The organism is Streptomyces sp. NPDC005004, from assembly GCF_053600675.1.
In genome coordinates this window covers 350,859-375,436 of the sequence record NZ_JBSGAH010000003.1, presented here as the reverse complement: position 1 = coordinate 375,436, position 24,578 = coordinate 350,859, and the positions used below count along the sequence as shown (strand labels likewise).

Below are 24,578 nucleotides of genomic sequence, written 5' to 3'. Positions count from 1 at the left end.
ATGCCTGCGACGTGCCGGTCCAGCTCGGCATCATCGCGCCGCGAACCTGTGTGTTCCGACTCGCCGCCCACCTCATGGGACCTCTCGAAGTTCGCTGGCCCGCTCACATCTTGTCCAGGGAGAGGGGAGTGAAGTTGGGCACGTGGTCCTCGACCTGCAGCTGGAAGCCGTCGCCGCCCTGCGCGGCCATACTGGTGGCCGAGTTGACGATGGAACGGGTGAAACTCGAGGCGAACTCCCGGAGCGCGGCCGCAGGGGAGACGCTCTCGTCCTGCTGGATGAACGCCTTGAAGTTGGCGACCTCGCTGATGATCGCCGGATCGGCGTCGCTGATTCCGAAGGCAATGATCTTCGGCGCATATCGGGACGCGTTGAGATCGTCGAGCGCGGCATGCCAGTCGTCGTCGGTCGGGTTGCCGTCCGAGAGGAAGAAGACCACCGGGCGGTAGACGTCGTGGCCCTCCGCCTTCAGCGCGTCGACGTCCGCCTCGATGGTGCTGCGCAGCAGGCGGAAGGCGGCACCGAACGCGGTCCAGCCGCCGGCCGACAGGGACGGCAGCTGCGTCAGTTCGCTCAGGTCGGCGAGCGGCTGCAGCACGGTGGCCTGCGTCGCGAAGCCGATCAGCGCGAAGCGGGTCTTGTCCGCGACACTCGGGTTGGTGCTGATCTCCTGGTGCAGGTCGGGGAGGGCGGAGTTGATGGCGTCGACGCCGGGTCCGGACATCGAGGTGGACTCGTCACAGACCAAGTAGAACGGAAGGATCTGCATGTGCGCTCCTGGGAGTTGAGGACGGCGCAGCCGTCAGCGGGTGTAGAAGTAGATCTCCAGGTCGGCCGTCCCCGCGGGGCCGCCGTTCCAGAAGTTCCGCGTCGTTGCGTCGGCGAACATGCCCGGTCGCGCCCTCCGAAGCGAGGTGTTGATCTCACCTGCGTACGCCTGCCCGGCGCCGGGTTCGGGCGCCTGCCCGAAGGTCAGCACGAAGGCGGCCGTACGCCCCTTGTAGCGGGCCGTGGCGGCCTGGAGCTGTCGCGTCATCCGAGACGTGTCGCCAGCCGCCGCGGTCACATGAACCTTGACCGGCTTGCGTTCCACCGACCGCGGACCCGCCGGTGTCGAGCTCGGCTCCACGGAGGCCGATGGCGCGGGGTGGACAGTCGCCTGGGCGGCATCCGGGTCCCCTCGGTCCCCCATGGACACGAGCGCGAGCACGAGCAGCATGTCGGCGAAGAGCCAACCGGCCAGGTGAAGGGGTGTGAAGTGGAACCCCCTTCTCGTGGCGCTCATCACGTCAGTCCGGCGGCGGCGCGGAGTTCCTTCGCCTCGCGCAGCTCGTCCTCCGCGCGCCTGCGGGCCTCCTCGGCTCCGGCGCGCGCCGACTCCGCGGCAGCCCAGGCTGCCCGCGCCTCGGCGCGTGCGGTCTCGGCCTCGGCGCGTGCGGCCTCGGTCTCGACACGTGCCGCTCGAGTCTCCGCGCGCGCCGTCTCGGTCTCGTGGAGCGCCCGCACCAAGGCGTCGGTGGCGCTGGTGAAGCGTTCCGCGGCCTGGTGCAGTGCGTGGCTCCGCGCCTCGATGCCGAGCAGCGCCTGACGGGTTGTCTCCGCCGCCTCGCCGGTACGGTCGGCCACTGTCCCGAGGTCGTTGAGCAGCCGACCGTTCACATCAGTGACGATCTCGATCCCGGTGGTGAAGCCTCGCTGCGAGGCAGCGAGCACATTCAGGCAGTCCTCAACGTGGCGTGCGGCGTCAGACAGCGCGTCACGCACGTGGACGCCGTTGTCTCCGACCGCGCTCTCCAGTCGGCCAGCCGCCCATGTGAGGATGTCGCGCATCTCCTCCCCCGCGGTCCGCAGCTCCTCGCGCGACTTGTCGAGCACGCCGGTCTGCGCCCCCACAGCGTCGGCCAGTTGCCGTCCAGCCTGGGTCAGTGGGGCGTCAAGAGCGCGCACTGCTGCCTGGATGGCCGTTCCACTGTCCCGTACGGTCTCCTCGATCCGCAGCACGACCGCCTCGATCGGCCGTACGTACGTCTCCGCCTGGACAAGGCGCTGCTCGGCGTTGCCCACAGCCTCGCCAACCAGTTCGGCGGCACGAGTGAGCTCCTCGTGTGTGCTCAGTGCCTTGGCATGCATGCGCTTCAACTTGGTCGCGGACGAGTTGAGCTCCTCGGCGAAGCGCTGCGGCGAGGCCACACGATGCTCGTTGAGCGCGAGCTGGGCACGCGTGAGGATCGGTATGAGCCTGGCCAACGCGGTCCGGCTGCGCCGACTCGCGCGCTCCGCACGTCGATCCGCCTCGGTGCGCCGGTAACCGTGCACTGCGGTGAGCACGAACAGCATCGCCAGGGTCAGGCAACCCGTCACCGCGACATGTCCAAAGCGGAACGCTCCGCCCAGGTTCCCGTCGAAGCCTGACTGCCACAGTTGCAGGAAGGGGCGCCCTGCGGCCTTCGGGTCGTGACCCGTGAGCGCTTCGTAGGCGCTGGACGCCTGCCACAGGCCGAGCCAGGTGAAGAGCAGAGGCAGGAAGACAAGGGCTCCCAGAACCCAGTCCAGGGCAGCGTCCAATCGTTTACCCCGGGCGTCTTCGGCAGGCTGGGCGACGCTCTCGGGTCGCCCGAAGTGCGCCAGGAGATCGAGTTCAGCCCAGGCGTCGAGAGCCGTCGTGTCCGTGGAGCCCAGTACCTGTGCCAGAGCGCGCAGCATGCCGGCACGCGGCTCCAGCACCGGGTCGTCCGCCATCTCTTCGAGATGACGTGCCGTCACGTGCCGGTCCAACAGTTCCCCCGTGAGCATCTCCCACCCCTGCCCGGTGAACCGGGACTTCTCTGTAGATCCAAGTGCGGGCGACGAGTGCCTCAGCCGTATGCAGGGTCGCCACACAGAGTAAAGCGTGAAGACCTTCACACATTCTTCACCAGAGGCGCAACCGTAGGCGCCAGGAGTACCATCCGGCCCGTCGCGACCAGTGAGGACCCCTCAAAGCGCAACCATCATCGCTTCTTCACATAGTTTCATACTGAACCTATACTGAGGGCAAACCCAGTTGGCCGGTGATGGCGCAAGCGCAAGGCAGAAGACGAACCTCGGAACCGGCCTTGAGCGGCGAAGGCAATGCCCGACCGCTGTCGGCTGTCGGTGGCATCCGACATTTTGACGGTGGCCACCGCCGCCGTCACCGGCACGGCGGTCCGACCGGTTCGACTCGCCCGAAGCGCACCGTAGTTGAAGCCCACCCTGGCCGCCGCGCAGCTCCGAGGCAGTCTGACGCAGTACCTCACGACGACGTACGCGCTGACAGACGAGGACACGCGGCGCGCGCTGGAGCGGTTCCTCGGGGATCCGGAGACTGGCATCTTCCGCGGACCTTGTCTGCGGATCAGGACCCCCTTCCACCCACGACTTCACCCATGGCGTGCTCACCCTGCTGAACGGCGAGCCGCTCGACGAGTGGAGGCTGCGCGACCGCACGGCCCGCTTCGGGTACGCGTGGGCGCGTACCGCGCGGGAGAACCCGCGGCTCGCCCTGGAAGCGCTCTCGCGGTTCGTGGCGCTGCTGTCGTCGGCGCGGGACCCGGAGTCGGACGAGCGCCGTCCGTTGCTGCATATCGAGGCGCATCTGTGGGTGCGGCCGGTGGGCCGGGCGCTCAGCGGGGTCGGCGCGCGGCCGGAGTTCCAGTGGTACGAGGACGAGCGCGCGGCCGCGCGCAAGTCGGCGCTCCTCGCGGCGCCGTCGTCCGAAGACGCTTCGGACGACGAGGAGTGGCCGGCCTCGGATTCCCGACAGCCCCTGGCGCTCCCCGGTTCCGACACCGTCCAGCGTCCGGCCCAGGCCACCTTCCCGCGGTCTACTGCCGTACCTGCGGTCGTTCGGGGTGGGCCGCACTCTCCCCCGAGACCGATCCCCAGAAGCTGGAGACGAGCCCGCTCAGGATCTGGCAGGCAGGTGTCGGGCGTGACAAGCGGCGGCTGCGGTACTTCATCGCGGCGACCCCCGCGGAGGTGCGGGACGCGCTGGCCGCGCTGACGGGGTCGGCGCCGAAGCGGGCGGCCGGGGCGGACCCCCAGTCCGTGGTGGTGCTGGACGGGGCGCAAGGCACCTACCGGCTGCCGGTCGCACAGGACGCGGAGGAACTCCAGGACGCCTGGTTCGCGCGGGCCATTGTCGAGAAGAGGACCGCCGACCAGTCCGGACGGCGTTCGGCCACGCCGCGCCGGCCGGCTCCGAACCGGCGACGTCCGCTGTCCCGGAACCCACGTCCACTGCGGAGGTCGAGGCGCCTGTCTCCGGCGGGCCCGACCGCCGAGACGCCGCGCGGGGACGGGTGATCGAGTACCTGGACCCGGACGAACCGGGGCTGCTCGCGCTCGGTGTGCCCGTTCCCGATGACGGGTCACGAACTCGACGACCGGGGCTGGATGGCCGAACTGGCATGGCCCGACGCGCGTACCGGCGTCGTCCTCGCGCCGCGTCGGGCCGACGGCACGGACGACGACCCCGAGGCCGCCGACCGGGACCGGGCGTTCGCGGCGGCCGGCTGGCGGGTACGGCCCGCCCGCGTCCCAGCCGTCCTCGCCGAGCTCGTCCAGGAGCGAGCGCCACTCGCGCCCAGGATGCCTTCCAGCCGGAACCGGCCGCGCAGAATTTTGCCCGGAGCGAACTGCTCCACTTTCACTTCCCCGCTTGACGCTGTCATGCCCCCGGCGCATGGGTGCGGGCAGACCAGCGGTGGATCGTTCTGATCCCACCGGGCCGGGCGGAACAAGTCGATCAGGGCCCGGCGTCCCGCTCGGCGGCGGGAGCACGTCCCGACGGCCACGGCCACCCTGGGAAGGCGACGGCCCTGCGTTCGTCGGTCGCCTCAACGACCGGTTTACGACATGTCCGGCCCGGCCCGCTCGGTTCGGCTCCGGCTCCGGCTCCGGTCCGGCTCCACCTCACCCCAACGGATCCGCCAGCCCCCACCCCTCCCCCAACACCCGGTCCACCGCGGCGAGAGCGCGCCCAAGTCGCGTCTCCCGGTCGCCCGAGACCTCCAGCCACTCCACACCGGACCCGGCGAGGACTTCACGGAAGCGGTCGGTCATCCAGGGGCGCAGGTGTTCGCCGTCGCGGAGGCCGTCGTCGTCGAAGGGGACGTCGTGGTGGGTGGTGAGGAGGTAGAGCGCGCGGGGTGGCATGGCGGCGGCGAGGTCGTGGACCGGGGCGGTGGTGCGGCCTCGGTAGCGTTCCTGCCAGACGGTGGTGGCCAGGGCGTCGGTGTCGCAGACGAGCACGGGGCCGCCGGCGCGGGCGGCGTCCTGTTCGAGGCGGTTCTGGCGGTGCACGACCGTCTCGAAGTCGCCGTCGTCCCAGTCCAGTTCGGCCACGCCGGGCGCCGGGCGCCCCGGGGCGGCGAGGGCTCGGGCGCGGGCGAGTTTGAGGACGGTCAGTTCGCGGCCGTACTCGGGAACCCAGCGGGTGAGCGCGTGGGCGCCGCCCCGGGCGCGCAGGGCGGTGGCGAGGTCGCGGGAGAGTGTGGTGGTTCCGGTGGACTCCGCGCCGAGGACGACGACCCGGCGGGCGAGCCAGGCGCGTACCGGCGGTTCGATCTCGTCCCAGTGGGCGACGGGGTCGGCGCGTACCTTGGTGCCGGAGACGGCGAAGGTCGTACGGCCGAGGTCCAGCAACACGGGTGCGGCGCCGAAGCGGTGGGCGAGTTCCGTGCCGTAGGGCTCGGAGCTGAAGACCGCGTCCACGGCCGCCGCGTGCGGGCCGGTGGCGAGGGCCTGGCGCATCAACATGACGTGACCGTCCCAGAGTTCGGGGCTGTCGTAGTCGACCGGCAGGTCGTCGACGATGCCGACGACCGCCACCTGGGGCCGGTCGGCCCAGTGTTCGCGTATCCAGGCGACGCGTTCCGCGAGCGGGATCGACTCGTGCCGGGCCGCCATCACGACGACCGTGACGCGCGCGCAGGAGTCGGCGGCGGAGCGGATGAGGAAGTGGTGGCCGGAGTGGGGCGGGTAGAACTTGCCGATGACCAGGCCGTGCGCGAAGGGCGTGCTCATGCGGTCACCGTCCGGTCGGTGGCGCCGGTGTCGCCCGGACCGCCGCTGTCGCCGGTGCCGCCGGTGCCGCCGGGGCCGCCGGCGCCGGTCCCGTCACCTGCCCCGGTTGCGGACCCGGCGGCCGCCAACTCGCCGCGCCAGGACCGCAATCCCGTCAGGCACATGGCCAGGAACAGCACATAGACGATGCCGGTGAGATCGAGACCCTTGGTGAAGTACAGCGGGATGTAGACGAGGTCGGCGGCGATCCAGAAGTACCAGTTCTCGATCTGCTTGGCGTTGAGCAGCCACTGTGCGGCCAGGGAGAGCGCCGTGGTCAGCGCGTCCCAGAAGGGCGCGACGTCGTGGGCGCGGGTCAGCAGGACGGTCAGCCCCCAGGTGGCGGGGACGAGCAGCGCGAGCAGGACGAGCAGGGTGGACCGGGGCGCGTGGCCCACGCGGCGCCGGGAGCGCCGTTCGCCGCCGCGCAGCCAGAGCAGCCAGCCGTGGGCCGCGAGGAGCAGGTAGACGACCTGGAGCGAGGCGTCCGCGTACAGGCGGGCGCTCCAGAACAGGGCGAGGAAGAAGAGGTTGTTCGCGATGCCCACGGGGAAGTTCCACACGCTGGCCCGTACGCACAGCCACACGCACACCGCGCCGGTGGCGAAGCCGAGCAGTTCGGACCAGGTGACCGCGTCCTGGCCCAACTGGAACACCTGCTGGTTCAGCGGCGCGATCAGGCCGCTGAGCATGTCCGGAACAGTCATGCAGTCCCACCCCTCCCGTTAATGTCGAAGTGACGATAACAAGTGGGTGTCCGCTCTACAATCCCCCTCTTCTCCCCATGGTTTTCAGCCAGGTGATCGCGCCGATTTCGGCCTTCGCCCCGCTGCCACTCGCTGCTAGCGTCGAATCGAGACCGAGCGACGGGGGCGGACGATGACCACGACCGACGTGATCGACCTGGTGGCGATGGGTGAGGACTTCGTCCGCGATCCCTATCCGGTGTACGCGGCGCTGCGCGAGCGCGGCCCCGTGCACCGGGTGCGGATTCCGGAGGGAGCGGAGGCGTGGCTCGTAGTGGGCTACGAGGCCGGGCGGGCGGCGCTCGCGGACCCGCGGCTGTCGAAGCGGTGGGAGAACGCCGCGGCCACGTTCCCGATCTCCAGCCCGGCCGCCGGACCCCACATGCTCAACCAGGACCCGCCGGACCACGGGCGGCTGCGCAAGCTGGTGGTCCGCGAGTTCACCCCGCGCCGTATCGAGCAACTCGCCCCGCGCGTCCAGGAGATCACCGACGAGCTGCTCGACGCGATGATCGCGGCGCCGGAAGGCCGGGCCGATCTGGTCGAGGCGCTCTCGTTCCCGCTGCCGATCTCGGTGATCTGCGAGCTGCTCGGCGTACCGGCCCTGGACCGGGCCGCCTTCCGGGACTGGACGAACACGGTCCTGTCCGCCGCCGACCCCGCGATACGACAGGCGGCGACGCGCGAAACGGCCGCGTACCTGGCCGAGTTGATGGAACGCAAGCGTCGCGAACCCGGCCAGGACCTGATGAGCGACCTGGTCCGCACCACCGACGAGGACGGCGACCGGCTCTCCCACGAGGAACTGCTCGGCACCGCCTGGCTGTTGCTGGTCGCCGGCCACGAGACCACGGTCAACCTGATCTCCAACGGCGCCCTTGCCCTGCTCACCCACCCCGACCAACTGGCCGCCCTCCGCAAGGACATGACGCTCATGCCCAACGCGGTGGAGGAGATGCTCCGTTACGACGGCCCGGTGGAGACCCCGACCTTCCGGTTCACCACCGAACCGATCGAGATCGGCGGCACGGTCATCCCCGGCGACGGCCAACTGGTCCTCGTGGCCATGGCCGACGCCAACCATGACCCCGCCCGCTTCCCCGCCCCCGACGACTTCGACATCCGCCGCCCGACCGGCGGCCACGTCGCCTTCGGCCACGGCATCCACTACTGCCTCGGCGCCCCCCTCGCCCGCCTCGAAGCCCGCCTCGCCCTCACCTCCCTCCTCGACCGCTTCCCCACCCTCACCCTCGACACCCACCCCGCCGCCCTCACCTGGCGCGAGGGAATGCTGATCAGGGGACCGCGTAGCCTGCCGGTGCGCTGGGATGGCGGACGGTGACCGCGCTGAAGATCCCGGACGTCTACGGGGACGACGAGAACGCCGTACGGCTGCTGTCCACGTACTTCACCAGGAAACGCTGCGACCGCGACGATCTCTTCTACTCCGGCGCACACTTCGAGCGCCTGGGTGGCGGCGGGGACGCGCCGGCCGTGGCGAACCGCTTCGACAGCGACGACCTCGTCGCCATCACGATGCTCAGCGTCTCGCTCAAGCCGCACGGGGCGATCGACCTGCTGACCGATTGCGAGGGTCACTGGACGCGCCTGCTGTCGCTGATCCCTCGCGACGCCCGCCTGGAGGATCCCGCCAGCGAACGGCTCATGGCGAGGGACGGTCCCGCGTGGGAGTTGTGGGAGCGCCTGAGCCACCGGACGGAGAAGTACGCGAAGAAGCCCGACGGCAGCGGCCCGGTCATCGCGGGCAAACTACTGGCCCGCAAGCGCCCCCACCTGATCCCGGTCTACGACAAGCGCATCAAGCGGCTCTTCCGGCGCCCCAGGACCGACCACACCTTCTGGGCCGCGCTGGCGACGGCTCTCCGCGCGGACAACGGCGCCTTCTACGACCGGCTGGTCCATCTCCGGCAGAAGGCGGGAATCGGCGAGGACATCGGCGTCCTGCGTGTGTTCGACGTCATCGCCTGGATGCACCAGGGAGAGCAGTGACGCCTGACCGCCATCTGCGCAGCGCGACAAGGACCTGCGGCCCCGTGCGAGGCATCGGCAGGACGCCCGGATGACGGAAAGGACTCCGCGCTGAGACGCACCGAGCCGTGCGGTCAGGCAGCGACCGACAGTGGGCCGGCCACGGAGCCGAGCGAGCGCAGGATTCGCATTTCCTCCTTGCGCGCGACAGAGGAGGTGATTCGGCCGGTGGCGCGGCGCAGGGCCAGGCCGGCGAAGGCGTCGGCGGTTTCGTTGAGGTCGTGTCCGATATGGCCTTTCAGCCAGCGGACCTGTACGCGATGGTGGTGGCGTACCAGACGGCCCATCAGTTGCCTGCTCTCCGGGAAGAGGAGGCTGCGATGGGCGGTCGCCGGATCGGCGGAACGCAGGGCCATATCGACTGCCTCGACCGCCTGGGCGCTGTCGCACAGAACAACCACCGGCGCGTCCTCGTGGCGCTCTAGCAGGCTGAGGGCAGCCGCACAGATGCCGATGACTTCGGCTTCACCGCTGCTCGAGGCCAGCGAGTCACCGCATCCGATGGTCCCGTCTTCGGCAGCCCAGCCGTAGCCGCACAGTGCCGACTCGTCGCCGATGGCGGCGTCGGCGACTGCCACGACGGCAGTGTCGCAAAGGTCTGCGAGCAGAGCGTAACGGTCCCCGTCGGCCGGGACCGTTGGCGTCGGACGTTCGTTGTCCCCGCCGTCGCCCGTGCCGACAGGGTAGGTGTCGGCGAGGATGGAGACGAGAGCGCGGTGGCAGTGGGGGCAGTTGTCTTCCTGTTCGGGACAGCGCGCCTGGTGGCTCACCGTCAGTTCGCGCACGCTGTGCCAGAACTCGGGCTCTGCGTCGGCGAAACGTGCCAGAGCCGCGGCGCGACACTGCGCGATGAGCTCCGCGAAGTACCCCCTGGTAACGCCGGCTCGCATCCGGCCGTGGAGGTCCGTAGCCCGGAGCAAGGCTTCACGGGAGCGGGCAGCAAGAACCGCGGTGTCCTGGTAGGCGTCGTCCAGGGCCTCGAGTCGCGCGCACCGTGCGGAGGGAGAGCAAGCCAGTACGTCCCGTTCGGCTCGGCCGATCGCGTAGCGGCCCCAGGCCAGCGCAGTACGGGCGTGGCGGTTCCACCGTTCGACCACCGCATCGTGCGGGAGGTATGGGTTCTCTTCCTCCTGGGCATCACGCAGGAGGGCCTGGATGAAGGCGTCGTCGTCGCAGTTCAGCAGTTCACGCACCGGTGCGGGCAGTTCGCCGCCTGCCGTCTTCCGGTCCCAGGCCCATCGGGCGAGATCCCTCTCCGGGGCCCGCGGTGTGCCGTCCGGCAGCCCCCTGTCGCGAAGCTCCTGGCGTAGGACATCTGCGAAGGCCGCCGGGAACGCCCTGCGCGCCACCCGCAGCTCCAGCGCGTCCACCGGCCGGGAGTGGCCGGTGGTGCGGCTGGCGCGCTGCTCCTTGTCCTGGGCTTCCGCCTGCGACCGTGCCCGCCGCACCCTGTGTGCGTGGCCTCGCAGCCGGCGCAGCCGCTCGGCGGGCTGAGCCGAGAGTTCCGCGCGCCGGACCGCCCCGCGGGCGAGGACGTCGGCATGAGCGAGAGCGACGGTGATGGGACCGGCGAGTGATGGGTGCTCCAGAGCCGCAGCGGTCTCCGGAGCGCAGACCCCGTTCATGTGCGCGAGGACGGCCTCCTGCAGTGCGGTGAAGTCGTCCGTGAAGCGACGGACCAGCTCCGTGCGCTTGGTGATCGTCACGTTGGCCTTCCAGGTCGCGGGTGGTGGTGAACGGGCCGCACAGGGGATGCATGCGGGCGACGGTGCGGGCTACTTCACCTGGCCGGTGAAGATGGCCGTGCGGTACCAGCCGGAGTCGGAGGTGTCGGTCGGCATGATCTCGATCTGGACACTCTTGGCCGTCCTGGGGAACGCGCAGGCCTCCTTCCAGGTCTGCGACTTGCCCGGCAGCAGATGCGTGTCCGGCGTGCCGTCGAGGCCGGCCTCCGAGTCGAAAATCTCGTCGGCTCCGTCCGGGCAGGACAGGCTGACCATGCTCAGGTCGAGCGAGGACTTCGAACCGTTCTGCATGGTGACGGAGAAGGCCAGGTAGGGCTTGCCGGACGGGCTGGCGTACTCGCCGGAGGTGCCGCGGCTGAAGCCGCTCAGGTGCGCCTTGACTCCGTTCTTCCACGTGGCGGTCTTGTCCAGTGCGACGGTGAAGGTGTCGCTGTCGGAGTCGTCCTGGGTGTCCTCGGCGCCGTGGGTGTCCTGCGAGGCGCTGACAGTGGCCGCCGGCGGCGTGGTGTCGGTCTGGGTGCCACCGATTGAGGAGCAGGCGCACAGGGAGCAGCCCATGGCCGTCGCGGCCAGGGCGAGGGCGATCCGGCGCGGGTGGGACACGGCGGCACGGCGGGAGGAAGCGGACGGCGTGCCGGGGATCTGCAGGTAGCTCATGAGGCCATTCCTTGTGTGGATGCGGAGAGTGGTGGTGGGGTGCGGAGGGCGCGCGCTGACGGAAGCGGAGTGCCGCCGCGCCCGGGGTCCGGCCGGGTAGCGTCCCGGGGCAACATCGCGTCCCCGCCCGTCGGGACGGCCGCTCAGTACTTCGTGACTGTGATGGCTCCGGCGACCGTGACGGCCGCCTCAGGACAGCGCGCTCACCTGTGGCCGAACCAGCCTTGATCTCAGCGAAGTTCAGAGGCCGCGAATCCTGCGGCCCGCCTCCGTCGCCGGGTAGAGGATCGCCTCGGCGACCCGGCCGCCGGAGTCCTTGACGCCTCCGCTGAAGTTGAGCCGCCCGGAGGTGCCGGTCTTCGCGGCGACCCCGTCCCAGTACTTCGGCTCCCGCTCCCAGTGGACACCGTCGAGGAGGCGCACCAGGTCGTCCGTGCGGAAGGCTGACGCCGGATCGCTCCACGGCATGGTGCAGTGGACGGCGATGCCGATGCCGGCGAGGACGGCGGGCGCGGTGATGGCGCTGCGCCCGGTGAAGTCGCGGGCGTGGCGGGCGATCACCTGCCCGAGGACCGGTACGACGGCGGATTCGACCTGCTCAGACCCGTACCCCGTGGGCAGCTCGTCCTCGTGCAACGACTCCGCGGACCGCTGGAGGCCGTTCCGGCCATAGATCGCGGTGACGACGAGGGCGCGCAGCGCGGAGAGGGTGACGACCTCGCGGTCGCTCGCGGACACCTGCCGCTTGCTGGTGTTCACCAGCCGTGCGAAGGGAACCCGCTGCCCGTCGACCTCCACCCGCACCGAGTCGGCGACCATGTGCGCGAGGCGCGTGCCGAAGTCGCGCTGATCCATGGACATGGCGAGGTTCTTGGCGACGGCCACGCCTTCGACATTTCGGTCGTAGAAGATCTGCCGCGCGTCGGCCGGGGACAGGTCGACGTACAGCTCGAACGGAAGGCGCACCTGGGCGAGTTCCGGGTACGTCAGGCCGTACTCCTCGGGGTTGTCGTAAAGATCGTGCCAGGCAGTGGTCTGGGTCTCGCCGTCGATGGCGACGACCATGGTGCCCGGGGCGATGGTGATGGTGCGCAGCCCACTGCCGGGAACGAGTTCGTCGCTGAGCGCGGCGAGCGGTCCGGCGTGCCACAGAGTGACCGGCGGCGTGGACCAGGCGGCACCGAGTTCGCCCTTGAGGCCCGCGGCGATGTACTCGGCGTACGGGCCGACGTTCTTGCCCTTCTGCGAGGACTTGAGCGTTCGCTGCACGGTGGCCCGCAGTTCGGCGTGCCGACGGACCAGGCCCGAGGCGGCCTTCAGCCTGCGCGGGTCCTCCTCTGCGCGCGGAGACGGCACGAGCTGGACGAGCGCGGGCACGGACATCGTCCCGACGACGGCGTCGTCACGGAAGGGCATGACGGTGAGCTGGGTGCCCTCGACGACAGCGGTCGGCATGGTCAGGCGCATGGAATTCCCCCCGGAGATCAGGCGCTTCCAGCCGGAAGCAACACCAGAGAAGCATGACACTGAAAGCACTGTCAAACAGTCAGGCTGAATTGACGAGTGTTGTAAGTTGTTAGCTGTTCACTGCCGAGAAGCACAGGACTCCCCCATGCCGCAGCCATCCGCCCAGGTCACCGCCGCAGAGATCTCCCGCATCGCGGGGGTCACCCGTGCCACGGTCAGCAACTGGCGCCGTCGGCACGAGGACTTTCCCGCGCCGTCGGGTGGCACCGACAGCAGTCCGCTGTACGACCTGGACCGGGTGCGCTCCTGGCTCGCTTCGCGCGGTCATGCTTCGGCGGCGAACCCGTCGGAGGAACTGCGCACCACACTCCGTCTGCGCGCACAGAGCGCGGGCGGGGAGGCGGAGGACCTGCTGCTCCTCGTGCTCGCGACGGCAGGCCGCTCGCCGGTGGAACTGACGGCCGCCACCGAGCTGCCCGAGGCGGACCTCGCCGCCCGCGCACAGCGCGACGCCGCCTCCGTGACCGACGCGGTGCCGGGCGCGGAGACAGTCCGTTTCGAGGCGGGCGACGCGGCGGTGCTGCGCGCGCTGTACGCGTGCGTACGCGACGACGGCGGCCAGGCCGCGCTGGGCGTGCTCGCCGAGCGGGAGTTGGAGGAGAGTGCGGCGTCCGGCGCCTACCGCACTCCCGCGCCGCTCGCCGGCCTCATCGTCGGCCTGATCCCCGGCTCGCCGGACCGCGTACTCGACCCGGCCTGCGGCAGTGGCACCCTCCTGGCGGCCGCCGCCCGCCGGGGCGCGCGTGAGCTGTACGGCCAGGACACGCTCCCGGTTCAGGCCCGGCGCAGCGCCGTGAGCCTGATGCTGACGGCCCCGGAGGCAGAGGTCACCGTGCGCGCCGCCGACAGCCTCCGCGCGGACGCGTTCCCGGACCTGCTCGTCGACGCGGTGCTGTGCAACCCGCCGTACGGCGTCCGCGACTGGGGCCACGACGAGCTGGCGTACGACCCCCGCTGGGCCTACGGCGTACCGGCACGCGCCGAATCGGAGCTGGCGTGGGTGCAGCACGCCCTCGCCCACCTGAGGCCGGGCGGCTACGCGGCCCTGCTCCTGCCTCCGGCCACAGCAAGCCGCGCGTCGGGACGCCGAGTACGGGCGGAGCTGGTCCGCGGCGGGGCACTGCGCGCGGTGATCGCACTACCGGCGGGCGCGTCGGTGCCCCTGCACGTCGGACTTCAGGTGTGGGTGCTGCAACGGCCCGAGCCGGGTGGCCCCGAGCGCAAGTCGGTGCTGTTCGTGGACACGGCCACAGACACGTCGGCGCAGGCCGGACACGGTGGGGCGGCGGCGACCGCGCGGACGAGAGGCGGGAGCCGGTCCGCGTCCGTGGACTGGGAGGCGGTCACGGCGCGTGCCTTGGGCGCATGGCGGGCCTTCACCGATAATCCCGACGCGTTCGAAGACCAACCCGGTGTCGCACACGCCGCCGGCGTGGTCGACCTGCTGGACGACGTGGTCGACCTGACCCCCGCACGGCTCGTGCGGGCGTCACGCGCCGACGTCGATCCGGCGGAGCTGTCGGCCGAGGCCGACGCCACGCGCCGGGATCTCGTCGAGGCCGCGACGTCGCTCGCGCGGATGGCCGGGCGGGAAGGGTGGAGCGCCGCGGGCACGGCGGCACGTGAGTGGCGTACGGCGACCGCGTCAGACCTCGCTCGCGGTGGGGCGCTCACGCTGCTGCGGACGGTACCCGAGAGCGCGCGTGGGCGCGCGGAAAGCGATAGCGGGGAACGGACGAGCGCCCGCACGGTGCTCACGGCATCGGACATCGCGCGCGGGTCGGGGCCCACAGGCGATCCAGCGGAGTTGCGCAGCGAAACGGCGCCTGTGGTCGCCGTCGGGGACGTCCTCGTCCGGGCAGTCGTGGGCGGCGACGGTTCGACGATCCGAGTCGCGGGCGAGGAGGAAGCGGGTGCCCTGCTCGGCCTTCACGTCCACCTCTTCCGGCCGGATCCGGCACGCCTGGACGCATGGTTCCTCGCCGGTTTCCTGGGCGCGGAGGAGAACATCGCAGCCGCGTCGACGGGCAGTACGGCCCTGACGGTCAGCCCCGGCCGGCTGCGCGTGCCGCTACTGCCCCTGGAGGAGCAGCGGCAGTACGGGGAGGCATTCCGGCAGGTGTACGACCTCCGAGCCAAGGCCCGGCGGGCGACGCTGCTGGCGGAGGAGACGGCACAGCTACTGGTGGGCGGCCTGACCGGGGGGGCGTTGCTCCCGCCCCGAGACGCGACCCCGTAGGCAGCACACCACCGCCGAACCGGGGCCTTCCACGAGTTCTTCACGCTTAGTGGTTGACATCTCCATCACGCCATCCCCGTTTCTGACCTTGGCCAGATCCACTACCGTGTCTCCAGGCGCGCGTCGCGGCTGGTCACACGCCCGCCCATGACCGAATGTCGAGGACACACGTGCAGATCACGCCCCTGAACCCCGAGGACCCGCTCTCACTGGGCGACTTCGAGCTCCTCGGCCGGATCGGCCAAGGCGGCATGGGCCAGGTCTTCCTGGGTGAGTCGCCCGGCGGCGAGCCCGCCGCGGTGAAGGTGATCAAACCGTCGGTCGTGGACTCCGAGTCCCGGCAGCGGTTCGCGCAGGAGATCGAGGTGCTCAAGACCATCTGGGGTCCCCGCATCGCGGCGTTCCTGGGGGCCGACGCGGAGGCGGAACAACCATGGCTGGCCACGGAATATGTGGACGGCCCGGACCTCGCGCGGCACGTCCGTACGCACGGACCGCTGCCGTCCGCCCTCACCGCGGCGCTCGGTGCGATCCTCGCCGAGGCGCTGTCGGCCGTGCACACCCAGGGCCTGCTCCACCGTGACCTCAAGCCGGCCAATGTCCTGCTCGGCCCGAACGGCCCGAAGATCATCGACTTCGGCCTGGCCGCGTTCACCGAGTCGACGATCTCCCTCACCGCTCCCCATCAGGTCGTCGGCACCCCGATCTGCATGGCTCCGGAGCAGGCCGCGGGCGTCAAGCCGCTGACGGCAGCCGTGGACGTGTACGCACTGGGCGCGCTGCTGCTCTTTGCGGTGACGGGGCACTATCCGCATGAGGCGGCCACCCCCTACATGGTGTTCCACCTCGTCACAGACCCCGGTACGGCTCCGGATCTGTCCGGTGCGCCGGACGAACTGCTGCCGCTCCTCACCGGCATGCTCGCCAAGAGCGCCGAGAACCGGCCGTCACTGACCGATGTGGTACAGCAGTGCCGCTCGGTGATCGAGGCCCAGGGCATGAAGATCGCCCAGGCGCGGCGCAGGCTCACCGCGCACACGGCGGAGCAACGGCACAAGGCGACGCCCGACGGCAACGCTCCCACCCTTTCCTGGCCCGCCCCCGCAAGCGACACCCCGGGCACGGAGATCATCCCGGCCGACGCCCCGGCGCCCGCCCCCACCCTGGTCGAGCCCCCTGGCGCTCCGGCCCATGACTCCCCCGGCACGGTGCCGCCCGCCTCGCGCGAGCACGCCGACGATCCCCGCCGTGAACAGCCCTCGCCCGGCCGCCCATCCACGCCGGCCAGGCGGCCCAAGGAGGGAGTGCCCACGCTGCGTCACTCCGCGCAGGCCCGTAAGACGGCAGAACGTCTCCGGGCGGCGTACGCGGCGAAAGCCCCGTTCTGAGACCCGCGCCGGTCCCCCGCCCCCGACCCCACGTCCCACCGGTTCGAGCGTGCCCGCCGCCCGGCCACCGCGGCGGGACACGTCCACCGCATGACCACAAACGCCCAGGAGGCACCCGCGTGACCGCCGACGTGAGCACCACCCCTGCGACGAGCGCCGAGGACGCCCTGTTCCCCCCCGGCGCCCAGATCCTCGTACGGGACGAGGTGTGGCTGGTCCGCAACGCGACGCGGACCGAGCACGACGGTGCCCGTGTCGAGGCCGTCGGCGCGTCGGACTTCGTACGCGACCAGGAGGCGGTGTTCTTCACCGGCCTCGACCGGATCGAGCTGCTCGACCCGAGGCGGACCCGCCTGGTGCGGGACGACTCGCCGAACTTCCGCCGCTCCCGTCTCTTCCTGGAAGCGGTCCTGCGTAAGACGCCGCTGCCGCAGGCCGAGCGCGGCCTGGCGCTCGCGGACTCCTTCCTCCTGGACTCGCTCCCCTACCAGCAGCGTCCCGCGCAACTCGCCCTCTCGGGCCGCAACCTGCGCCCCCGCCTGCTCATCGCAGACGTCGTCGGCCTCGGCAAGACTCTGGAGATCGGCCTCACGCTCGCCGAGCTGATCCGCCGCGGCCGGGGCGAGCGCATCCTCGTCGTCACTCCGCAGCACGTCCTGGAGCAGTTCCAGCACGAGCTGTGGACGCGGTTCGCGATCCCGCTGGTGCGCCTGGACTCGGTGGGCATCGAGCGGATCCAGCGGGAGATCCCGGCGGGCCGCAACCCGTTCACGTACTTCAAGCGGGTCATCGTCTCCATCGACACCCTGAAGAACACCGACCAGTACAAGCACCACCTGGAGCGGATCACCTGGGACGCGGTCGTCATCGACGAGTCGCACAACCTCATCAACAAGGGCTCCCTGCGCAATCAGCTGGCCCGCACGCTGGCCCCGCACACGGACGCCCTGCTGCTGGCCTCCGCCACCCCGCACAACGGTGACGCCCGCTCCTTCGCCGAGCTGATCTCCCTGCTCGACCCGGCGGCGATCCGCGACCCCGAGCACTACCGCGCCGAGGACATCAAGCACCTGTTCATCCGCCGCACCAAGGTCAGCCCCGAGGTGCGCGAGCAGATGAAGGGCCAGTGGGCGGACCGCGGCCCCTCCCGCTCGATCCGGATCACGGCCACCCCCGCCGAGGAGCGGATCTTCGAGGAGCTGGCCGCGGTGTGGCTGCCGTCCGACGGCTCGAACTCGGTCAGCGACGTGCCCCTGTTCCCGTACACGCTGCTGAAGTCCTTCCTCTCCTCCCACGCGGCGCTGAAGGCCACGGTCGGCACGCGCATCAAGACGCTGGAGAAGAAGAACGCCCCGGCGTCGACGGCCGCCGAACGCGCGGCCCTGCACCGGCTCCAGGAACTGGCGTCGGACATGACGGAGGCGGACTCGGGCAAGTTCCGGGCGCTGCTGGAGCAGCTCCGCGAGATCGGGGTCGGCCCGAAGTCGGACGCCCGGGTCGTCGTCTTCTCCGAGCGCGTGCAGACCCTGGAGTGGCTGGCCCGGACCGTGCCGCAGGCCCTCGGCTTCAAGGGCAAGGCCGCCCAGGAGGCGGCCCGCGTGATGCACGGCGGCCTGTCGGACGAGCAGCAGATGCAGTGCGTGGAGGACTTCGGCCTCGCGGACACGCCCGTACGGATCCTGTTCACCGGCGACGTCGCCTCCGAGGGCGTCAACCTGCACCGCCAGTGCCACCAGCTCATCCACTACGACGTGCCCTGGTCGCTCATCCGCATCGAGCAGCGCAACGGCCGCATCGACCGCTACGGGCAGGCGCACCAGCCGCAGTTCCGGGCGCTCATCCTCACCAGCTCCGTGGACGGCGCCAAGGACGACACCCTCGTCGCCGAGCGCCTGCTGGAGCGCGAGGCGCAGGCCCACCAGTCGCTGGGCACGGCGGAGGCGGTCTCCGGCCTCTACCGGGCGGAGGCCGAGGAGAAGTCCCTCATCCAGGACCTGCTGCGGGGCCGCACCGTGGACGAGTCCCTGGACACCGACCGCGCCGCCGACAGCAGCGACGACGACGCCGTGGACGACTTCCTCGCCGACTTCTTCGGCCCCGTCAACGAGGAGCCGGAGGAGGACACCGCGAGCGACGGGGGCGACGGCACCGGTTCGGTGCCCAGGGCGGACGTGCCCCGGCTGTTCGCCTCCGCCCGCGAGTTCCTGGACGAGGCGCTGCGCGAGGTCTACCCGGACGCCCACGACCGGCTGGACCTGTCCGTCGACCCGGAGACCGGCCTGCTCTCCTTCGTCCCGCCCTCCGACCTGGTCCACCGCCTGAAGGCGCTGCCCCCGGACTACGTGCGCGAGCAGGGCCTGCGCGACCGTCTGAAGGTCACCTTCAACCGGCGGCTCGCCGACAGCAGCCTCACCCGCGCCCGCGCCTCGGCGACGTCGAGCTGGCCGGACATCTCCCTGCTGACCGACCTGCACCCGGTCATGGAGTGGCTCACGGACAAGGTGCTGGTCCGCCTGGACCGCCAGGAGGCCCCGGTGCTCACGGCCGACGTGCCGTGGCCCACGTACCTCGTCCAGGGCATCTACTCCAACGCGCTCGGCCGCCCGACCGTCGTCAAGTGGATGGCGGTCACCGCGGACGGCGAGGTCGACGACGACATGGTGGCGGTCCTGCGCGGCGCGAAGGTCGGCCCGACGATGGCGAACCCGGGCCTCGCCCACGACACGACCGACCTGGCCGAGGCGATCCCCGGCGTCCTGGACACCGCGGAGGCGTTCCTGGAGCAGCACCGCGAGGCATGGGACGAACCGCTGCGGGCCCCCATCGAGGAGTACAAGACCCGCCTGGGCACGTGGGAGCAGCCGACACTGACGAGCGGCGGCTCCACGCCCACGGGGACGGTGACGGGCACCCGCGAACGCCTCGCCTCCCTCGCGGACTCCCTCCTCACCACCGGCCGCCCGATGCTGCGCCTGCTCGCCGTCCTCGCCCCGGCCCACGCCGCCTGACCGATCTCGCAGAGGTTCTTCGAAGATGACGTACGACAGCCTGGTCAACCGCGGCGACTACTTCTCCGCGCACTACCTCGCCGAGGTCCTCCCCAAGGATCTCAAGTCCGGCCTGCTCGCCGAGTGGAAGCAGCGCGAGGAGGACGCGGCCGGCGCCGAGCGCCCCGAGGGCGCGCTGCCGGTCACCCCGCGCGCGGGCCTGCGGGCGCTGCGCCGCCCCTACTTCGCGGCCCGCTCCTACTTCACGATGGACGAGGAGCGCGCGGCGACCGGCGACGACGCCGTGACCTACGACGCCCCCGACTGGTGCGACCGCGTGCACGCGCTGAACGCGGAGGTGCTGCACGCCCTCGGCTTCGACGCCAAGCCGGGCACGATCACCGTCGTCCGCGCCGAGCAGTCGTACGAGGTGACGGTCGCGCACGCGGAGAAGGACCTCGTCGCGCTGGACTGCGGCTGGTCGGCCGAGCCGGACGACGCGCTGGACCCGGACGGCGCGGGACGCCTCCTGGCGGAGCTGCGCCTCGACGGCCAGCACACGATCAGCACGGGCTCCAAGCTGGCGTCCTTCCTGTTCGCCTGCGAGGACGCCCCGCGCTACGTCCTGCTGCTGGTCGGCGGCGTCGTGGTGCTCGCCGACCGGGCCGCGTGGGGCGAGGGGCGCTACCTGGCGGTGTCACTGGACATGGCGCTGGAGCGCAACGACACCAAGGTGGGCGGCGAACTCGACACGGTGGCCGCGCTGTTCGGCGCGGACTCGCTGCGCACGCCGGAGGAGGGCGGCGAGAACCCGCTCGCCGCTCTGCTCGACAAGTCGACGAAGCACGCGGTGGGCGTCTCGAGTGAGCTGCGGGACGGCCTGCGGCTGAGCGTCGAACTGATCGCGAACGAGGTCCTGGACCGGCTGCGCGAGGCCGGCGTCCGCCCGGAGCAGGTGATGGAACTTCCGGAGCTGGGACGCCAGTTGACCCGCGAGTCGCTGCGCTACCTGTACCGCATCCTGTTCCTGCTGTACGCGGAGGCCCGCCCCGAGCTGGGCATCCTGCCCTCGGACTACCCCGAGTACCAGATGGGCTACGGCCTGGGCCGCCTCGGCGAGCTGATCGCCGAGCGGGACCTCGTGGACGAGAAGTCCCGCAAGGGCTTCTACCTGTACGAGTCGCTGGACCTGCTCTTCCGGAAGGTCCAGGAGGGTTACCGCCCGCGCCGCACCCACGGCGTCGACGCGGAGTCGGCGGAGGCCGTGACCGCGAAGACGTCCGAGGACCTGGGCCTGCGGTTCGAGCCCCTGCACTCCAAGCTGTTCGAGCCGGACGCGATCCGGCTGATCGGGCGGGACGCCGTCCCCGACCCCCGTGTCGACACCGAGGCCGAGGCCGGTACCGACAGCGGGGAGCGCTTCGTCGACACCCGCCTGCGCAACGAGACGCTGTACCGGGTGCTGCGCCTGCTGATGCTGACGCGCGGCAAGAGGCGCGAGCGCGGCGGCTTCATCTCCTACGCCCAGCTCGGCATCAACCAGCTCGGCGCGGTGTACGAGGGTCTGATGTCCTACTCGGGCTTCGTGGCGGGCGAGGAGCTGTACGAGGTCGCGAAGAACGGCGACCCGAAGGACGGCTCCTGGCTGATCCCTGCGACCAAGGCCGACGAGTACCCCGACGAGGTGTTCGTCCGGCAGAAGGACGAGGACACGGGCGTAGAGGAGCGCGTCCGGTACGCGCCGGGCGCGTTCGTGTACCGCCTGTCGGGGCGCGACCGCCAGACGTCGGCGTCGTACTACACGCCGGAATCGCTGACCCGCGTGACGGTCCAGCTCGCGTTGCAGCATCGCCTGGACCAGGACGACACGGTGACCGAGGCGCGGGAGCTGCTGGACTGGAAGATCTGCGAGCCGGCGCTCGGCTCGGGCGCGTTCCTCAACGAGGCGATCAACCAGGTCGCGGCGGAGTACCTGCGGCGCCGCCAGGACGAGCTGGGCGTCGCGATCGACACGGAGAAGTACGCGGTCGAGCTGCAGAAGGCCAAGGCGTACATCGCGCTGCACAACTCCTACGGCGTCGACTTGAACGACACGGCGGTGGAGCTGGCGGAGGTGTCGCTGTGGCTGAACACGATGCATCCGGGGATGGAGGCGCCCTGGTTCGGCCTGCACCTGCGGCGCGGCAACTCGCTGATCGGTGGGCGCCGGGAGGTGTACTCCGCGGAGCGCCTGAAGAAGGGCGGCTGGCTGGGTACGACTCCGGAGCGGTTCCCGCTGTCGGAGGCGCTGGCGGGCGCGTCGCTGCCTGAGGGCGCGGTGCACCACTTCCTGCTTCCGGCGAAGGAGTGGGGCGCGGTCGCGGCCGAGAAGGAGGCCAAGGCCCTGGCTCCGGCGGAGTCGAAGGCGCTGGCCGCCTGGCGCAAGGCGATCACCAAGTCTCCGAGTGCCACGCAGACCAAGCGGCTTCAGGGGCTGGCTCGGCGGGCGGAGTACCTGTGGGGGCTGGTCGTGCGCCGGCTGGAGATCTCCGAGCGGGAGATCTCGCGGCGGATCGATGTGTGGGGGGCGGAGGACGGGTGGCTGCGGTCGCCCGAGGTCGCGGTACCTAGGGAGAAGGTCAAGGCCGACCTGGAAGCGGTCGACACTCCCTACTGGCGCCTGAAGACGCTGATGGACGCGTGGTGCGCGCTGTGGTTCTGGCCTGTGCAGGAGGCTGCGCTGCTGGACGGTTCACACGAGGCGTATACGCGGGCGGCGGAGGTTGCTTCGCAGTCGGGCGAGTGGGTCGTGTCGTCGGCTCCGGCTGCCGCTCCGGTTCCGGCCCAGTCGGGCGCGCCCGCGCGGGAGACGTACGAGTCGGAGGACCTGTTCGGCGAGGTCAAGGTCGTCGAGGTCAAGTCCAAGGGCGCGCGGGGCGGCAGCCGCAAGGGGCAGATCCGTGGTGAGCGACGCCCGGTGATCGCGCTGGCGTCGCTGGACGACTGGCTGGACTTCGCCGAGTCGTTGTTGGGGACGGATGACGTGCCGGCGGACTCCCTGGTGGCCCACTTCGACACGCTCGCTGAACTGGAGGGGTACGAGGACGAGTTGCCCGAGTGGATGGGAATGGAGCGGTTCTACTCGCTGGAGTCGCGTTATCCGTGGGCGGCGGTTGCTCGGGATGTGGCTGAGCAGCAGGGTTTCTTCCACTGGGAGTTGGAGTTCGGGCACATCTTTGGCACGCAGAACGGGTTTGATCTACAGGTAGGGAATCCGCCTTGGGTTCGGCCACGATGGCAGGAAGATGGAGTTCTAGCGGAGTCGGAGCCTTGGTTCATGCTCGCGGAGAAGCCGAGCATGGAGGAGTGGCGACTCCGAAAGAGCGAGCTTTTGATCTCCGACAGGGACTCCCGTACCTATTTCCTGAACGAGCTTTCTAAGACTGCCAGCACAGTTTCCATGCTGGCGAGCCTTGCGACTTACCCTCTACTGGTAGGAACGCAGCCTAACCTCTATCGGTCATTCATGAGTCAGGTGTGGTCCCATACAGCGCCACGGGGGACAGCGGGACTCATCCATCCAGACACACATCTCGAAGGAGTTAAGGAGGGAACCCTTCGCGCCGCCACCTATCGCCATCTGAGACTGCACGCAACGTTCGTCAATTCTGGGAACTGGGCCTTCGAAATCGGTCGAACCGTTTCCTTTGGTTTGCATATCTATGGCGAACAAAAGGAGGTCGATTTTCTCTCCCTCAGTCAGCTGCATAATGCACAGGTTCTACCGCAGTCTCTTAACCATGATGGCAGCGGCGAGTCTCCCACTCAAAAGCACAACGGAGACTGGGACGTAAGACCACACCAGGCCCGCATTATCCGCGTGCAACTTCCTTTGTTGACCGAGTGGAACCGACTTGGCGGCGAGAGTGCTGCACCCCCAGAGCAGGCACAGTTGCTCCACCCAATCACATCAGCAGAACAGGGAGCTATCTCCGCTCTCGCCATGGCTTCTCATCGGCTGGCCAATCATTCCCCGCGAATTAGCCGCGGCTACGACGAATCTACGGCGAAGAAGGCTGGAATCATTCGATACGAAGTCGGCCTTCCATCCTCCTGGAAGGAAGTCATCCTTCAGGGCTCCCACTTTTCCATCGGCACACCCTTCGCTAAACAGCCGAACCTTCCCATGCGGAATGGAAAAGATTGGACTCCTTGGAGTCTTAAGGAAATCCCTTCCGATCCTATCCCTCGGACCACATACACACGAGCAACGAGTTCCGCCATCTATGAAGCGGAGCAGGATGAGTGGTCAGGACGCCGGTACACGGAGTACTACCGTCTTGCTTGGCGAACAATGATTGACCCCAAGAATACAGAACGGAGTCTTTTCGCAGCCGTCATCCCTCCAGGCCCGGCACACGTAGATGCCGTGAATTCCCTAGCACTCGCAAACAACAAGCTCACCGCCCTCAATGCGGGTTTCTGGTCCTCGATCCCCTTGGACTACATCCTTCGCATCACCGGCAGGTCTCATCTCCGCGTCGCCGAGGCTTACAAGATGCCCGCCGCCACCCCCGATCATCCTCTGGCCTCCGGACTTCTACTCAGAATTCTACGCCTCAATAGTTTGACGTATTCCTACGCCGCACTCTGGGAAGAGCTGTACCACCCCACATGGCCAGGCTATGAAGACTGGGCCAATCCGGGTTGGTCAAGCCTCGCGCCGCTCGCCGCCCACCTGCGACCGACCTGGGAATATGACACTCCTCTACGAACAGAGCACGAACGCCGGGCTGCCCTTGTGGAAATTGATGCTCTGGTGTCCGTATGGCTAGGCATCACCGCCGACCAACTAGTGGCTATCTATAAATCCCGCTATGCAGTACTCGCCGACCGTGAAGCGGCAATGTATTTTGATGCGATGGGGCGTCGAATTTCCGCCGACCCCTACGCTTACGGCCACGGCCAGACCAAGCAGGACTACATCGACCTGCAGACACACCTGGAGAAGCCACAAACCACCCCGCCCCCTGCCGGCTACATCGCTCCCTTCTACAAAGCAGACCGCGAGGCCGAAATGCGTGCCGCGCACGCTCATTTCCAAACTCGCTTGGACAAGGAAATTGCTTCTGGCCGCTGGACTCCGCCCGCGAACCGGGATGCCTGAGTACCGC

Annotated in this window: 15 protein-coding genes; 6 read left to right on the top strand and 9 right to left on the bottom strand. The window is 69.8% G+C overall.

From position 1 onward, the window contains the following. Positions 1–103: 103 nt before the first annotated feature. The 6 genes from ACWEEU_RS05980 to pnuC form a co-directional block, all read right to left on the bottom strand. A complete protein-coding gene (locus tag ACWEEU_RS05980; RefSeq protein WP_451728967.1) occupies positions 104–769 on the bottom strand; it encodes a vWA domain-containing protein in 666 nt (221 codons plus the stop codon). 33 nt (positions 770–802) lie between these two features. Next, positions 803–1,036, bottom strand: coding sequence for a hypothetical protein (locus ACWEEU_RS05975; RefSeq protein ID WP_451728964.1), 234 nt, complete (start codon positions 1,034–1,036; stop codon positions 803–805). Between the two features lie 248 nt (positions 1,037–1,284). Further along, on the bottom strand, positions 1,285–2,793 hold the full coding sequence (locus ACWEEU_RS05970) for a hypothetical protein (protein ID WP_451728961.1): 1,509 nt from the start codon (positions 2,791–2,793) through the stop codon (positions 1,285–1,287). Between the two features lie 1,052 nt (positions 2,794–3,845). Beyond that, positions 3,846–4,097, bottom strand: coding sequence for a hypothetical protein (locus ACWEEU_RS05965; RefSeq protein WP_451728958.1), 252 nt, complete (start codon positions 4,095–4,097; stop codon positions 3,846–3,848). A gap of 838 nt (positions 4,098–4,935) precedes the next feature. Then, positions 4,936–6,048: an AAA family ATPase gene (locus ACWEEU_RS05960; protein WP_451728955.1), complete on the bottom strand. Its 1,113-nt coding sequence runs from the start codon at positions 6,046–6,048 to the stop codon at positions 4,936–4,938. Beyond that, complete coding sequence (gene pnuC, locus ACWEEU_RS05955; RefSeq protein ID WP_451728952.1) at positions 6,045–6,794, bottom strand: nicotinamide riboside transporter PnuC; 750 nt, start codon at positions 6,792–6,794, stop codon at positions 6,045–6,047. Before pnuC ends, ACWEEU_RS05960 begins: the two co-directional genes overlap by 4 nt. 172 nt (positions 6,795–6,966) lie before the next feature. Between pnuC and ACWEEU_RS05950 the strand changes: the two genes are divergently transcribed. Next, positions 6,967–8,175 carry a cytochrome P450 family protein gene (locus ACWEEU_RS05950; protein ID WP_451728949.1) on the top strand — a complete coding sequence of 403 codons (1,209 nt, stop codon included), beginning with the start codon at positions 6,967–6,969 and terminating at the stop codon, positions 8,173–8,175. After that, the gene (locus tag ACWEEU_RS05945) at positions 8,172–8,843 is read left to right on the top strand and encodes a DUF6308 family protein (RefSeq protein WP_451728946.1); all 672 of its coding nucleotides are present in this window, start codon (positions 8,172–8,174) and stop codon (positions 8,841–8,843) included. The genes ACWEEU_RS05950 and ACWEEU_RS05945 overlap by 4 nt, the downstream gene beginning before the upstream one ends. A 113-nt stretch (positions 8,844–8,956) precedes the next feature. Here ACWEEU_RS05945 and ACWEEU_RS05940 read toward each other — a convergent pair whose 3' ends face one another. From ACWEEU_RS05940 to ACWEEU_RS05930, 3 genes are all read right to left on the bottom strand, one after another. After that, a complete protein-coding gene (locus ACWEEU_RS05940; RefSeq protein WP_385742027.1) occupies positions 8,957–10,588 on the bottom strand; it encodes an RNase H family protein in 1,632 nt (543 codons plus the stop codon). A 69-nt stretch (positions 10,589–10,657) separates the two neighbouring features. Further along, positions 10,658–11,284, bottom strand: a complete 627-nt coding sequence (locus ACWEEU_RS05935; RefSeq protein WP_451728942.1) for a hypothetical protein — start codon at positions 11,282–11,284, stop codon at positions 10,658–10,660. Positions 11,285–11,524: 240 nt separating this feature from the next. Next, positions 11,525–12,739: a DNA sulfur modification protein DndB gene (locus ACWEEU_RS05930; protein WP_451728939.1), complete on the bottom strand. Its 1,215-nt coding sequence runs from the start codon at positions 12,737–12,739 to the stop codon at positions 11,525–11,527. Positions 12,740–12,896: 157 nt separating this feature from the next. Between ACWEEU_RS05930 and ACWEEU_RS05925 the strand changes: the two genes are divergently transcribed. The 4 genes from ACWEEU_RS05925 (at position 12,897) to ACWEEU_RS05910 (ending at position 24,571) form a co-directional block, all read left to right on the top strand. Then, a complete protein-coding gene (locus ACWEEU_RS05925) occupies positions 12,897–15,050 on the top strand; it encodes an N-6 DNA methylase (RefSeq protein ID WP_451728937.1) in 2,154 nt (717 codons plus the stop codon). A 170-nt stretch (positions 15,051–15,220) separates the two neighbouring features. Then, complete coding sequence (locus tag ACWEEU_RS05920) at positions 15,221–16,438, top strand: serine/threonine-protein kinase (protein ID WP_451728934.1); 1,218 nt, start codon at positions 15,221–15,223, stop codon at positions 16,436–16,438. A gap of 119 nt (positions 16,439–16,557) precedes the next feature. Continuing rightward, positions 16,558–19,446 carry an SNF2-related protein gene (locus tag ACWEEU_RS05915; RefSeq protein WP_451728931.1) on the top strand — a complete coding sequence of 963 codons (2,889 nt, stop codon included), beginning with the start codon at positions 16,558–16,560 and terminating at the stop codon, positions 19,444–19,446. A 25-nt stretch (positions 19,447–19,471) separates the two neighbouring features. Beyond that, positions 19,472–24,571, top strand: a complete 5,100-nt coding sequence (locus ACWEEU_RS05910; RefSeq protein ID WP_451728928.1) for a class I SAM-dependent DNA methyltransferase — start codon at positions 19,472–19,474, stop codon at positions 24,569–24,571. The last annotated feature ends 7 nt before the right edge of the window (positions 24,572–24,578 follow it).

Excerpts from the sequence above, each read along its gene's own strand:
- ACWEEU_RS05970 (WP_451728961.1), bottom strand. The coding sequence starts at position 2,793 with ATGCTCACGGGGGAACTGTTGGACCGGCACGTGACGGCACGTCATCTC.
- pnuC (WP_451728952.1), bottom strand. The coding sequence starts at position 6,794 with ATGACTGTTCCGGACATGCTCAGCGGCCTGATCGCGCCGCTGAACCAG.
- ACWEEU_RS05925 (WP_451728937.1), top strand. The coding sequence starts at position 12,897 with ATGCCGCAGCCATCCGCCCAGGTCACCGCCGCAGAGATCTCCCGCATC.
- ACWEEU_RS05910 (WP_451728928.1), top strand. The coding sequence starts at position 19,472 with ATGACGTACGACAGCCTGGTCAACCGCGGCGACTACTTCTCCGCGCAC.
- ACWEEU_RS05935 (WP_451728942.1), bottom strand. The coding sequence starts at position 11,284 with ATGAGCTACCTGCAGATCCCCGGCACGCCGTCCGCTTCCTCCCGCCGT.
- ACWEEU_RS05980 (WP_451728967.1), bottom strand. The coding sequence starts at position 769 with ATGCAGATCCTTCCGTTCTACTTGGTCTGTGACGAGTCCACCTCGATG.
- ACWEEU_RS05950 (WP_451728949.1), top strand. The coding sequence starts at position 6,967 with ATGACCACGACCGACGTGATCGACCTGGTGGCGATGGGTGAGGACTTC.
- ACWEEU_RS05975 (WP_451728964.1), bottom strand. The coding sequence starts at position 1,036 with ATGACGCGACAGCTCCAGGCCGCCACGGCCCGCTACAAGGGGCGTACG.
- ACWEEU_RS05930 (WP_451728939.1), bottom strand. The coding sequence starts at position 12,739 with ATGCCGACCGCTGTCGTCGAGGGCACCCAGCTCACCGTCATGCCCTTC.
- ACWEEU_RS05960 (WP_451728955.1), bottom strand. The coding sequence starts at position 6,048 with ATGAGCACGCCCTTCGCGCACGGCCTGGTCATCGGCAAGTTCTACCCG.